Genomic DNA, 13,822 nt, shown 5'->3' with positions numbered 1-13,822 from the left:
TACCTATGGCTTCCACCAAACCGAATACGATCCTCCATGACTTCTCCCAGGGACACGCGGTACGGGCCCAGGAATTTCTGGGCGCTCACCCCGAAGTCCGAGACGGGCAGGATGGCTGGGTATTCCGGGTCTGGGCTCCTCATGCCAGGTCCGTAGCCGTCATGGGCGATTTCAACGGCTGGAACGACTCCGACCATCCCATGGAGCTGCTGAGCGACGGCGTCTGGGAGACTTTTATTCCCGGCCTGAAGCAGTTTGACAGCTATAAATTTGCCGTTCACACCACCTCCGGCCGGGTCCTGGCCAAGGCAGACCCCTATGCCTTCCACGCGGAAACCCGCCCCGGCACCGCCTCCAAGCTGTACGATCTGTCCGGCTACGGCTGGGGGGACGACGGCTGGATGGACTACCGGAAAAAGAATCCCATTTACCAGAAACCTTTGAATATTTATGAAGTTCATCTGGGTTCCTGGCGGCGCACCGGCGAGGACGAGATGCTCTCCTACCGGGATATCGGCAAGTACCTGGTCCCCTACGTGAAGGAGATGGGCTTCACCCATGTGGAACTGCTCCCCATCACCGAGCATCCTCTGGACGCCTCCTGGGGCTATCAGTGCACCGGCTACTTCGCCGCCACCAGCCGCTTCGGCACGCCCCACGACTTCATGTGGCTGGTGGACCAGCTCCATCAGGCCGGTATCGGCGTGATTCTGGACTGGGTGCCCGCCCACTTCCCCAAGGATGCCTTCGGTCTGTACGAGTTTGACGGTGAGCCCTGCTACGAGTATGCCGACACCCGCAAGGGTGAGCATGCCGACTGGGGCACCCGTGTGTTCGACTACGCCCGCCACGAGGTCCGCTCCTTCCTGTTCTCCTCCGCCCTCTTCTGGCTGGAGCAGTTCCACATCGACGGCCTGCGGGTAGACGCGGTGGCCTCCATGCTCTATCTGGACTACGGCCGCCAGGGCGGCGAGTGGGTGCCCAACATGTTCGGCGGCCACGAGAATCTGGAGGCCGTTGACTTCATCCAGGAGCTCAACCAGCAGATCTTCAAGGACCACCCCGACGTGATGATGATCGCCGAGGAGTCCACCGCCTGGCCCAAGGTGTCCCACCCGGTGGGCGAGGGCGGCCTGGAGGGCGGCCTGGGCTTCAACCTGAAGTGGAACATGGGCTGGATGAACGACATCCTCCACTACATCAAGCTGGACCCCTACTTCCGTCAGTTCAACCACAAGGACATCACCTTCTCCCTGATGTACGCCTTCTCGGAGAATTTTGTGCTCCCCCTGTCCCACGACGAGGTGGTGCACATGAAGGGCTCTCTCATCAACAAGATGCCCGGCACCAATGAGGAGAAGTTTGCCGGTGTGCGGGCCTTCTATACCTACATGCTCACCCATCCCGGCAAAAAGCTGCTGATGATGGGCAGCGAATTCGGCCAGTGGAACGAGTGGCACTATGAGCACTCTCTGGACTGGCATCTGCTGGACCCCGATCAGGAGTGGGCAAAGCCCCACCGCCAGCTGCAGCAGTATTTCAAGCAGGCCAACGCCTTCTATCTGGCCCACCCCGAGCTGTGGGAGCTGGACTTCTCCTGGGAGGGCTTTGAGTGGATCGAGGCCAACGACAACCAGGCCAACACTGTGGCCTTCCTGCGGAAGGACTTCAAGGGGGACGCTCTGGTGGTCGTGTGCAACTTCTCCCCGGTGGACCGCACCGGCTACACCGTGGGCGTGCCCGTCCCCGGCGTCTACACCTGCATCTTCAACTCCGATGATCCCGACTTTGGCGGTAAGGGCGGCGGTGACCATGACCCGGTCCGCAGCCGTTACGTGGAGAGCCAGGGCCGGGAGCAGTCCATCACCATTTCCCTGCCGCCCATGAGCGCGGTGATTTATAAGTGTACCCGCAAGTTCCCCGTCCGCAAAAAGAAGGCGGACAAGGAGGAAGCCCTCAAGCCCGCCGTGCGCAAGAAGGCCGCCGCTCCCGCGGTGAAGGCCCCCGCATCCAAGCCCGCCGTGCGGAAAAAGGCCGCCGCCCCCGCGGTGAAGGAGCCCGCCCCCAAGCCCGCGGTGCGGAAAAAGGCCGCCGCCCCCGCGGTGAAGGAGCCCGCTCCCAAGCCCGCCGTGCGGAAAAAAGCCGCCGCTCCCGCGGTGAAGGAGCCCGCTCCCAAGCCCGCCGTGCGAAAGGGCAAAAAGCAGCCCTGATCTCCCTCCGGACCGTCCGGAGTCCCGACGTTTAGTTTCAGTTCAAACTCTGAGGTGATAGAATGAAAAAGGAATGTGTCGCCATGTTGCTGGCCGGCGGGCAGGGCAGCCGCCTGCACGCCCTCACCAGCCACGTGGCCAAGCCCGCGGTCCCCTTCGGAGGCAAGTACCGCATCATCGACTTCCCCCTGTCCAACTGCATCAACTCCGGCATCGACACCGTGGGCGTACTGACCCAGTACCGCCCCATGGAACTCAATGCCTACATCGGCAACGGCGAACCCTGGGATCTGGACCGCTCTTACGGCGGCGTCCACATCCTGCCCCCCTATATGCGCGAGGGTGAAAAGGGCACCTGGTACAAGGGCACCGCCAACGCCATCTACCAGAACATCAACTTCCTGGACACCTACGACCCCGACTATGTGCTCATCCTGTCCGGCGACCACGTCTACAAGATGGACTACGCCGACCTGCTCCGCCGCCACAAGGAGGCCGGGGCCGCCTGCACCATCTCCGTGCTGGAGGTGCCCATGGCGGAGGCGCCCCGCTTCGGCATCATGAATGTCGACGAGAACGACGACATCTATGAGTTTGAGGAGAAGCCCAAGAAGCCCAAGAGCAATCTGGCCTCCATGGGTATCTACATCTTCACCTGGAAGAAACTGCGGGAATACCTGATCGCCGACGAGGAGAACGAGAAGAGCGCCAACGACTTTGGCAAGAACATCATCCCCGCCATGCTGGACGCCGGCGAGAAGCTGACTGCCTATCGCTTCAAGGGCTACTGGAAGGACGTGGGCACCATTGACTCCCTGTGGGACGCCAACATGGATATGCTCTCTCCCGACAACGGCATCGACCTGTACGATTCCGAGTGGCCCATTTTTGCCCGCACCCCCACCAAGCCCCCTCACTTTATGGGCAAGGACGCCAAGGTGGACCACTCCATGGTCACCGGCGGCTGCGAGGTCTACGGCACGGTAGAAAATTCCGTCCTGTTCCACTCCGTCATCGTGGAGGAGGGCGCCGTGGTGCGCTACTCCATCCTGATGCCCGGCACCGTGGTCAAGGCGGGCGCTGTGGTGGAGTACTCCATCATCGCGGAGAACAGCGTCATCGGTGAGCGGGCCCGTGTGGGTACCTCCCCCGACGGCACCGAGGAGTGGGGCGTGGCCGTTGTGGCCCAGAACCTCACCGTGGGCCCCGACGCTGTGGTCTCTCCCAAGGCCATGATTACTCGTAATGTGAAAGGAGGTGGGGTGAAATGATGAACAAACTGCACGGCATCATCTTCTCCTACCTTTCCAACCCCGACCTGCGGGAGCTGACCCAGAACCGCAACACCTGCTCCATCCCCTACGGCGGCCGCTATCGGATCGTCGACTTCATGCTCTCCAACATGGTCAACGCCGGCGTCTCTGATGTGGGTATGATCGTGGACGCCAACTATCAGTCCCTGCTGGACCACGTGGGCTCCGGCAAGGACTGGGATCTGTCCCGCAAGCACGGCGGCCTGCGCATTCTGCCCCCCTTCAGCTACTCCGGCCGGCGGGAAGGCATGTACCGGGGCCGCATGGACGCCCTGGCGGGTATCCGTTCCTATCTGCAGAATATCCGGCAGGACCACGTGGTGCTGGCCGGCGGCGACCTGGCGGTGAGCCTCCCCCTGCGGGACATCTTTGAGGCCCACATTCGCAACGACGCCGACATCACTGCCGTGTGCACCGGTCACCCCAAGGGCGACCCCAAGGGATGCTGCTACTTCACCATCGGCGCCGGCGGACGGATCACCGACGTGTTGGTCCATCCTCCCATTGCCCAGGGCTGCGAGTCCCTGGAGGTGTACATCCTCTCCAAGGAGCTGCTGCTCTCCCTGGTGGACCACTGCGCCGCCCATAACATCCACTCCTTCAGCACTGGCGTGCTCCAGGCCATGGTGGGCCAGCTGAAGATCGTCCCCTACGTGTTTGACGGCTATGCTGCCCGGCTGCAGTCGGTGGCGGGCTACTTTGCCCGCAGCATGGAGCTGCTGGACCCCACGGTCCGGGAGCAGCTCTTCGTGCCCGACCGCCCCGTCCGCACCAAGGACCGTTCCGACCCCTCCACCTACTACGGCCCCGACTCCCGCTCCTACAACTCCCTGGTGGCCGACGGCTGCATCATCGAGGGCGAGGTGGAAAACTCCATCCTCTTCCGCGGTGTCCGGGTGGAGAAGGGCGCCAAGGTCTCCGGCTGTGTACTGATGCAGGGCACCACCATCCAGGCGGGCGCTGTGCTGAAATATGCCATCACCGACAAGAACGTCCGGGTCAACCCCGGCCGGATGCTGATGGGCCACAGCACCTATCCCCTGGCCATTGCCAAGAACGAGATCGTCTGACCCTACTCGGGGAGGCGGCGGCTCCACGCCGCCGCCTCCCTTTCCCACAGCGTTCCCGGATCACCTGCCCCATTGGAATGTAATTTTATGGTTGGAGGTAATGTATGAATATCCTGTTTGCCACCTCTGAGTGCGCTCCCTTCATCAAGACCGGCGGACTGGCCGACGTGGCCGGCGCCCTGCCCAAGGCTCTGGCCAAGGAGGGCCACGACGTCCGTGTCATCCTGCCCCTGTATGAGGGGATCGGCGAGGAATGGCGCAGCCAGATGACCTTTTTGCAGTGCTTCCACGTGACCGTGGCCTGGCGCACCCCCTACTGCGGTATCTTTGAGCTGAAGCGGGACGGCGTCACCTATTGGTTCGTGGACAACGAATACTACTTCAAGCGCTCCTCCATCTACGGCCACTATGACGACGGCGAGCGCTTTGCCTACTTCTCCCGTGCCGTGGTGGAGTCGGTGGGCTGGCTCAACTGGCACCCCGACGTGCTCCACTGCAACGACTGGCAAACCGCTCTGGTGCCCATCTATCTGCTGGAAGAGCGCCACCGCATTCCCCAGCTCTATGACACCAAGAGCGTGTTCACCATCCACAACATCGAGTATCAGGGCCGCTACGGCAGCCAGACCCTGAAGGATCTGTTCGGCCTGAACGACGGCTACTTCAACGAGCATATGCTGGCCTATCACGGCGACGTGAACCTGATGAAGGGCGCCATCTATGCCGCCGACTATGTCACCACCGTGTCTCCTACTTACGCCGACGAGCTGCAGTACAGCTTCTACGCCCACGGCCTGGAAGGCGTCATTGCTGACAACCGCCACAAGCTGCGCGGCATCCTCAACGGCATCGACACCGAGGTGTACGATCCCTGGCGGGATAAGGGTCTGACCAAGTTCTTCTCCGTCAAGCAGATGGCGGGCAAGAAGAACTGCAAGGCCGCCCTGCAGCAGATGTCCGGCCTGCGGGAAAATCCCGATACCCCCATCATCGCCTGCGTGTCCCGTCTGGTGAAGCACAAGGGCTTTGATCTGGTCACCGCCGCCATCCACGACATTATGGGCATGGACGTGCAGATGATCGTGCTGGGCACCGGCGACTGGAACTTTGAGGAGGCCTTCCGCCAGGCTCAGAACCAGTACCCCGGCCGCTTCGCCGCCCACATGATGTACTCCCCCAACCTGTCCACCGCCATCTACGGCGGCGCCGACATCTTCCTCATGCCCTCCATCGCCGAGCCCTGCGGCCTGAGCCAGATGATCGCCATGCGGTACGGCACCATCCCCGTGGTCCGTGAGACCGGCGGCCTGCGGGACTCCGTGATCCCCTACAACAAGTTCACCGGCGAGGGCACCGGCTTCTCCTTCGCCAACATCAACGCCCACGAGATGACCGGCGTGCTGGCCGACGCGGTGAACCTCTATCACAACGATAAGAAGGCCTGGAAGGGCCTGCAGAAAAACGCCATGTCCACCGACTTCTCCTGGACCCGCTCCGCGGCGGCCTATCTGGAGATCTACGGCTGGGTCACCGGGAAGTAATGGGAAGGTCTTCCTTCTCTTGACAAATAGAAGTCCGTTGTGATAAAATGCCGCTCCGCAGGGGGTTTTTCCCTGCGGAGTGCTTATTTTGTTGCTATCCTAACTGTATAGGAGATGTCTGCATTGCATAACTACACCAAAAAAGAACTGATGACCCTCATTACCGGCAAATTGCGCCGCAATTTCGGCCGTGATGTTGAGGAAGCCACCAGTCTGCATATGTTCAAGGCCTGTGCCATGGTGCTGCGTGATATCATTTCCGAGCGCCAGATGAAGTCTGAGGACAAGGTAATCGCCGAGCATCAGCGCCAGGTCCACTATCTGTCCCTGGAGTTTCTCATGGGCCGCTCCTTGATGAAGAACGCCTACAACCTAGGCGTGCTGGAGCCCCTGAAGGAGGCCATTGAGGGTCTGGGCTTCTCTGCCCCCGACCTGTTCGAGACCGAGCCCGACGCCGGTCTGGGCAACGGCGGTCTGGGCCGTCTGGCTGCCTGCTACCTGGACTCCATGACCACCCTGGACATTCCCGCCACCGGCTATTCCATCTGCTATGAGCTGGGTATCTTCAAGCAGAAGATCGTGGACGGCCAGCAGGTGGAGCTGCCCGACAACTGGCTGGGCCTGGGCGACGCCTGGCTCATCCCCAAGATGGATGAGACCGAGGAGGTCCGCTTCGGCGGCAAGGTGGAGGACGAGTGGGATGAGCTGGGCCACCACCGCATCAAGCACACCGGCTACGACGTGGTTCTGGCTGTGCCCAAGGACATGGAGATCTCCGGCTACCACACCGACCACGCCAACCTGCTCCGTCTGTGGGACGCCAAGAGCCCCACGCCGGTGGATATGCACCTGTTCTCCTCCGGCCAGTACCTGAAGGCCGTGGAGCAGCGGGCCATGGCGGAGTCCATCTCCAAGGTCCTCTACCCCGAGGATAACCACTACGAGGGCAAGTCCCTGCGTCTGAAGCAGCAGTACTTCTTCGTGTCCGCCACCATCCAGTCCATCGTGCGCAAGCACCGGACGGAGTACGGCACCCTGCGCAACTTCCACCAGAAGCACGTCATCCAGATCAACGATACCCACCCCACTCTGGCCATCCCTGAGCTGATGCGCATTCTGCTGGACGAGGAGGGCTACGGCTGGGACGAGGCTTGGTATATCACCACCCACACCATCGCCTACACCAACCACACCGTGCTGGCCGAGGCTCTGGAGCGTTGGCCCCAGCAGCTCATCGAGACCCTGCTGCCCCGGATCTGGCAGATCCTCGTGGAGATCTCCAACCGGTACCAGAAGGTGCTCACCGACTACTTCCACGGCGACCTGTCCAAGGTGGCTCCCATGGCTATCATCTGGGGCGGCGAGGTGCGCATGGCCAACCTGTGCGTGTGCGCCTGCTTCAAGATCAACGGCGTGTCCGCCCTCCACTCTGACATTCTGAAGAAGGACGTCTTCCACGACGCCTATCAGCGCACCCCCGACAAGTTCACCAACGTAACCAACGGCATCGACCACCGCCGCTGGCTGGGCGAGTGCAACCCCCGCCTGGATGAGCTGATCCGGGACTGCTGCAAGAGCGACAAGTACCTGCTCAAGCCCGACGCCCTGAAGGACCTGGAGAAGTTCCAGGACGACGCCGGCGTGCTGGCCCGTCTGGGCGAGATCAAGACCGCCAACAAGAAGGCCTTCGCCACCTGGGTGGCCCGTGAGCACGGCATCTTCCTCAACACCGACGCTATGTTCGACGTGCAGGTGAAGCGGCTCCACGAGTACAAGCGTCAGCTGCTCAACGTGCTGCACATCATCTACCTGTACCAGCGGATGAAGAACGATTCCCACTTCGACTTCACTCCCCGCACCTACCTGTTCGGTGCCAAGGCGGCCCCCGGCTACGCCGTGGCCAAGCGGATCATCCGCCTCATCAACTCCGTGGCTCAGATGATCGAGAAGGACCCCATCTGCAAGGATCGCCTCCAGGTGGTCTTCCTGGAGAACTACCGGGTGAGCCTGGCCGAGAAGCTGATGCCCGCCTCCGAGCTCTCCGAGCAGATCTCTACCGCCGGCAAGGAGGCCAGCGGCACCGGCAACATGAAGTTCATGATCAACGGTGCCGTCACCATCGGTACCCTGGACGGCGCCAACGTGGAGATGCACCAGGTGCTGGGCGACGAGAACATCTTCCTCTTCGGCCTGAAGGCCAACGAGGTGGCCGAGCTGAAGCACAACGGCTATAAGTCCTATGAGTACTATATCCACAACCCCGACCTGCGCTCTGTGATCGAGCAGCTCAACCTGGGCTTCGGCGACGGCATCAGCTACGACGACATCGCCCGTCGGCTGCTCTTCGGCGAGGGCGGCCCCGCCGACGAGTACCTGCTGCTGGCCGACTTTGAGAGCTACCGGGACGCTCAGGCCCGGGCCGGTCAGGCCTACCTGGATCCCAAGCGCTGGAACAAGATGTCCCTGATGAACATTGCCCGGTCCGGCATCTTTGCCGCCGACCGCTCCATCCGGGACTACGCCAAGGATATCTGGAACGTGCCCGTCCGGGAGATCAAGTAAAAACAGCCCAAATTCTGCGGGCGGCCTGCTGGCCGCCCGCTTTTTTTACCTTTCCTGCAATCATCCGTCCCCCTCCGGCGCTTACTTGACAGAAGGGAGTGAATGGTATGCCCAGTCTCAACGGAGTTTCCCTCTCCTGCGAGGAGATCCTGGACCGCTACGGCCCGCTGGTCTATCGCCTGGCCATCCAGGGCACCGGCAGCGTTTCCGACGGCGAGGACGTGGCCCAGGAGGTTTTTGTGAGCCTCATCCGGTGTGACCCCGCCTTTACCGACGATACCCACCTGCGGGCCTGGCTCATCCGGGCCACCGCCAACCGCTGCAAAAGCTGGGGGCGCTCCCCCTGGCGCAGGCGGGTGGTTCCCCTGGAGGACAGCCGGGACGGGGCTGTACCTCCGCCGGAGGGCGGCGGCGTGCTGGAGGCGGTGGCCGCCCTGCCCCCTAAATACCGCTGGCCGGTGTACCTTCACTACATCGAGGGATACACCGCCGCTGAGATCGGGCAGCTGCTGGGCTGTTCCCGGAACACGGTGCTCTCCCGGCTGAGCCGGGCCAGAGACAAACTGAAAGACGCGCTGAAGGAGGAATGGGCATGAACAGCAAGGATTACCGCAGCACTCTGGGCGGCGTGACCCCCTCCCCCGCCTGGCGGGCGCGCACCCTGGCCGCCATGGAGGCGGCCAAGGAGAAGAAGCATCCTGTCCGCCGACCTCTGGCGGTAGCGGCTACAGCGGCGGTCCTGGCGGTGGCGGTCACCGGCGGCGTGTGGCTGTCCAGCCGGACCGAAGTGGACCCGGACGGCCCCGGCACCGCCCGCACCCCGGAGCCGGTGGTGACCCCTACCCCCACCTCTCCGGAAGCCTGGAATGAAAACTTTGCCATCGTCACCGACCCCAGCCAGCTCATGGGCAAAAACCCCACCGCCGGACGTCTGGATGAGCTGACCGAGCTGCCGGTGTATGAGAACCCCAACATAGCGGCCAGCGATGAGGTGGAGGAACTCATGCACGATATAGCAGAAGCCATTGCCCAGTCCGTGGGACTAACCCCCGGCAGTTATACCTTTGAGGCTGGGACCGATATGCCCTGGCTGACACTGAACTGCACCGACAACACCCAAATCGTCCTCCACGGCGTAAACTACCGGAGCATTTATCCGGCTTCTGATCCGGAGGCTCTCTGGGCAAAGCTGTGTGAAACGATCCGTGCTTCTTCCAAAGGTTTTACAGCGGAGGAGGAGATCCTGGAGGTATACAACTTTGACGGTACCCCTCACACCGTCCGCTCCATCTTTGCCTCCCTTCCGGATGTCGGCCTGGGGATGCAGCTCTATTTTTACTCCTTCTTCAACCGCTACACCCTGGAGGGCGGCAACATCCATCAGGCCGTCTCCTCCACCGGTATGCTGGAGCCTTCAGACAAACCAGTCTTCCCCCTCCGTTCGGAAGAGGACGCTGTGGCCTCCTTCCGCTCCGGGGACTACTGGGGTGCCCACTACACCAGCCACCCGGAACAGGCGGAGATCTTACAGGTCACCATAGAATATGACACCACCGAGGGCCAACCCTACTTCCAGCCCGTGTACCGTATCCTGTACACCCAGGACTACTGGGATGAAGTTATTGCCGACCGGATATTTGACGGGGTGGACCCCTCCCCCTTCACCGGCGTGGGAATCGCCTACGTCCCCGCCATTGACCCGGAATACCAGGATGAGGTACCCTACCGACGGTATTTCAACGACGGCCTGGCTCACCACACCCCGGAGGATCTGACCTAAAGCGCTTCTTCTCCCTTTTGAAAGGAAATCGTCAGAAAGATGTAACCCCCCTGTTACCCATCCCACCCATTCCTCTGTTATACTGGACACAAAGGAGGGATGCATCATGACGGAAGATTACGCACGCACCCTGAAACGCAGGACGCTCATCGCCCTGATTGCAACTTTGATTTCTCTAGTCCTGCTGGGAGCCGCCATATTCTGGATGTGGTGCAGCCTGTTTGGTCCCCCGGAGTTCATGCGGAAGGACAATCCTTCCCTGGCCCCCCAGAGCGCCGAACTCCAGCTGGACGCCGGAGCCACCATCTATTGGCAGGAGACCAGCTATGTGGTACCGGACGAGGCCGATCTGGGCCAGCTGCTCCACGCCGACCAGTGGAGCTCCACCTCCGCCTTTCAGACGGATGCCGCCGATCTGGTGGTCCACTTCGGGGAGCTCTATGAGCTGTCTCTGTGGTCGGACGGCAAGGCCTCTTTCTACGACGGCTACTCCGGCCACAGCACCAAGGCCCACGCCTATTACACCATTCCCCTGGGCGTGGTAAAGGAACTGACCGCCGCTCTGACGGCACTGCCCGCCTGAGTCGGTTTCCCCCCAAAGAAAAACGCAGGCTGCGCGAAATGCGCAGCCTGCGTTTTTCTGTATACAGATTAGTCGGCCTTCTTGAACATATCCTTGTCCACGCCGCACAGGGGGCAGGACCAGGTGGAAGGCACCTGCTCCCAGGGGGTGCCGGGAGCCACACCGTGGGCGGGGTCGCCCTCGGCGGGATCATAGATGTAGCCGCACAGGGCGCACACCCACTTGCCGCCCTCGGTCTTGGGGGCGTCCACCGGCACGGTGCACAGGGCGGCCACGCTGCGGGCGTAGTCGGCCATGGCGTCCAGGTCGGCCTGAGTGGGGGTGAAGAGCACCCGGAAGGGGGCCTCGGGACCGGCATAGCGCAGGCCCTTCAGGAAGGTGTGGAGCATGGGGGCAGCCTCGCCGCTCCAGCCGTAGGCGCCGAAGGCACCGGCGGCCTTACCCTTCAGGTTGATGGGATCGATGGAGGTGAGCACGTCCCACACCGCCTTGGGGGCGGCACGGTTGATGGTGGGGGAGCCCACCAGCAGCACGTCGGCCTCGTGGGCCAGCTTCACGCACTCGGCATAGGGCACCACGGTGACATCGGCGGTGGTAACGGCGTAGCCCTCGTCCTCCAGGGCCTTGGCGGCAGTCTCGGCCAGGGTGCGGGTGCAGCCGTAGGCGGAGGCGTACACCACGAAGGCGGTGCGCTGGGTCTTGGGGGCGGGGGTGCTCCAGGTGCGGTAGAGCTCCTTGGCCTTGGCAAGGGTCTCGGTCAGGCAGGGACCGTGGCTGGGGCACACCAGCTCCACGTCGGCGGGCATCTTGTCCAGACCGGTCAGCACGCTGGGCTTGAAGGGCCCAAAGATACCGGCGTAGTAGTAGGCGAACTCGCCCTCATAGGCCTCCTTGGCGTGGATGTTCTTGTCCAGCATGGTGGGCTCGCAGAAGTGAGCGCCCAAGAAGTCGCAGGTGAAGAGGGTCTTGCCCTTGCTGTCCCAGGTGAACATGGAGTCGGCCCAGTGGAGCATGGGGGCGGGGATGAACTCCAGCACCCGGTCGCCCAGGTCCAGGGTATCACCGGCGGCCACGGTGCGGCAGGGCAGGTCCAGGTTGGTGATGTCCTGCAGGTGCTTCTTGCCCGCCTTGGTGGCAATGACCTCCAGCTTGGGGCACACCTCCAGCAGCTTGGCCACGCTGCCGGAGTGGTCGGGCTCGTTGTGATTCATAATAAGGTAATCAACATCCTCCACAGGAATGACCTGGCGGATGTTGTCCAGATACTCGTCAAAATAATCGGTATGGACCGCCTCGATGAGGACGTTCTTCTCGCCCGTCAGCAGATAGGCATTATAGGAGGTGCCGTACTTGGACTCCATCACGATGTCGAAGACCCGCAGGCTCGGATTGAGGACGCCAACGGACCACAGGTTTTCACGCAGCTTGATCGCGCTCATATCGCTTTCTCCCTTTCAATTACTCAAAAAATATTTCCTAGCAGGTCACAGTATATTATCCTCTTTCCCGCTTGTCAAGCGCTGTGGGATAAACTGTCACGTATGTTTTCCTGTGGTTCTGCCGCCTTGACTTTCCTCCTGTAGAAGGCTACAATGGAGAATTGCGAAATCGTACTTTTTTTGTCTGAGGTGACTGTCCATGCCCATTTATCTGGATAACGCAGCAACCACCCCGGTTTGCCAGGAAGCGGCCCGGGCTGCCTATGAGGCCATGACGGAGGGCTACGGCAATCCCTCCTCCGGCTACGCCATCGGTCAGGCCGCCGCCGCCAAGGTAAAGGAATACCGGGCGGCCGTGGCGGACAAGCTGGGCTGTCTGCCGGAGGAGCTCACCTTCACCTCCTGCGGCACCGAGGGTGACAACTGGTCCATCCGAGCGGCGGTGGAGCACGGAAAGCGGACGGGAAAGCACATCATCACCACCGCCATTGAGCACTCCGCCGTACTGGAGCCCATCCGCGCCCTGGCCGCCCAGGGCTACGAGGTCACCTATCTGAAGCCGGACAAATCCGGCCACGTCTCCGTGGAGGACCTAAAGGCCGCCCTGCGGCCCGACACGGTGCTGGTGTCCATGATGCTGGTGAACAACGAGCTGGGCACCCTTCAGCCGGTGAAGGAGGCCGCCCAGGCCATCAAGGACGCCCGCTGCCCCGCTCTGCTCCACTGTGACGCGGTGCAGGCCTTTCTGAAGGTCCCCTTCATCCCCAAGGAGCTGGGGGTGGATCTGCTCACCATCAGCGGCCATAAGATCCGGGCCCCCAAGGGCATCGGCGCCCAGTACATCCGCAAGGGGCTGGATGTGAAGCCCCTGCTGCTGGGCGGCGGACAGGAGAACGGCCTGCGTTCCGGCACCGAGCCCACCGCCCAGCTGGCGGCCCTGGCCGCCGCCTGCGCCGCCTGGGACCCCGACGCTCCCGCTCGCATGGCGGCGGTGAAGGCCCACGCCCTGGAGGTGCTGGCCACCGTACCCGGTCTGGAGATCATCAATGCCGGCGACGCCCCCCACATCTGCGCCGTGGCCCTCCCCGGCTACCCCAGCGAGATGCTGGTGCGGGACCTGTCCGACCGGGGGATCTACGTCTCCTCCGGCTCGGCCTGCCACAAGGGCAAGCCCAGCCACGTCTTTGCCGCCCTGGGGCTGCCCAAGCGTACCCTCATGGGGGTGCTGCGCATCTCCTTCTCCCCCGACAGCGTCAAGGAGGACGCCGACGCTCTGGCCGCCGCTCTGACGGAAATCACGCAGACCCGAATTGCAATGAAGTAA

General features: G+C 62.3%; 10 protein-coding genes. 9 read left to right on the top strand and 1 reads right to left on the bottom strand.

The features are described from left to right. Positions 1 to 5 precede the first annotated feature (5 nt). The 8 genes from glgB (at position 6) to J9789_RS01835 (ending at position 11,059) form a co-directional block, all read left to right on the top strand. A complete protein-coding gene (gene glgB, locus J9789_RS01870; protein WP_209341691.1) occupies positions 6 to 2,210 on the top strand; it encodes a 1,4-alpha-glucan branching protein GlgB in 2,205 nt (734 codons plus the stop codon). A 62-nt stretch (positions 2,211 to 2,272) separates the two neighbouring features. Continuing rightward, on the top strand, positions 2,273 to 3,481 hold the full coding sequence (locus J9789_RS01865; protein ID WP_209341689.1) for a glucose-1-phosphate adenylyltransferase: 1,209 nt from the start codon (positions 2,273 to 2,275) through the stop codon (positions 3,479 to 3,481). Beyond that, complete coding sequence (glgD, locus tag J9789_RS01860; RefSeq protein ID WP_209341688.1) at positions 3,478 to 4,593, top strand: glucose-1-phosphate adenylyltransferase subunit GlgD; 1,116 nt, start codon at positions 3,478 to 3,480, stop codon at positions 4,591 to 4,593. The genes J9789_RS01865 and glgD overlap by 4 nt, the downstream gene beginning before the upstream one ends. 104 nt (positions 4,594 to 4,697) lie before the next feature. After that, the gene (gene glgA / locus J9789_RS01855; RefSeq protein WP_209341687.1) at positions 4,698 to 6,134 is read left to right on the top strand and encodes a glycogen synthase GlgA; all 1,437 of its coding nucleotides are present in this window, start codon (positions 4,698 to 4,700) and stop codon (positions 6,132 to 6,134) included. Between the two features lie 114 nt (positions 6,135 to 6,248). Continuing rightward, positions 6,249 to 8,696, top strand: coding sequence for a glycogen/starch/alpha-glucan phosphorylase (locus J9789_RS01850; protein ID WP_209341680.1), 2,448 nt, complete (start codon positions 6,249 to 6,251; stop codon positions 8,694 to 8,696). 107 nt (positions 8,697 to 8,803) lie between these two features. Further along, the gene (locus J9789_RS01845) at positions 8,804 to 9,292 is read left to right on the top strand and encodes an RNA polymerase sigma factor (RefSeq protein ID WP_209341678.1); all 489 of its coding nucleotides are present in this window, start codon (positions 8,804 to 8,806) and stop codon (positions 9,290 to 9,292) included. Continuing rightward, positions 9,289 to 10,476 (top strand): hypothetical protein, encoded by a 1,188-nt coding sequence (locus J9789_RS01840; protein WP_209341676.1) that lies wholly within the window; start codon positions 9,289 to 9,291, stop codon positions 10,474 to 10,476. Before J9789_RS01845 ends, J9789_RS01840 begins: the two co-directional genes overlap by 4 nt. Before the next feature lie 106 nt (positions 10,477 to 10,582). Continuing rightward, on the top strand, positions 10,583 to 11,059 hold the full coding sequence (locus J9789_RS01835; protein WP_209341674.1) for a hypothetical protein: 477 nt from the start codon (positions 10,583 to 10,585) through the stop codon (positions 11,057 to 11,059). A gap of 68 nt (positions 11,060 to 11,127) precedes the next feature. Here J9789_RS01835 and J9789_RS17230 read toward each other — a convergent pair whose 3' ends face one another. Further along, positions 11,128 to 12,498: a rubredoxin gene (locus J9789_RS17230; RefSeq protein ID WP_280842565.1), complete on the bottom strand. Its 1,371-nt coding sequence runs from the start codon at positions 12,496 to 12,498 to the stop codon at positions 11,128 to 11,130. Positions 12,499 to 12,697: 199 nt separating this feature from the next. Between J9789_RS17230 and J9789_RS01820 the strand changes: the two genes are divergently transcribed. Then, on the top strand, positions 12,698 to 13,822 hold the full coding sequence (locus J9789_RS01820) for a cysteine desulfurase family protein (protein WP_209341673.1): 1,125 nt from the start codon (positions 12,698 to 12,700) through the stop codon (positions 13,820 to 13,822).

Origin of the sequence: Flavonifractor sp. AGMB03687 (genome assembly GCF_017811815.1) — a bacterium.
Taxonomy (GTDB): Bacteria; Bacillota; Clostridia; order Oscillospirales; family Oscillospiraceae; genus Flavonifractor.
The sequence above is the reverse complement of the archived record's forward strand: the minus strand, read 5'-3'. Positions and strand labels throughout refer to the sequence as shown.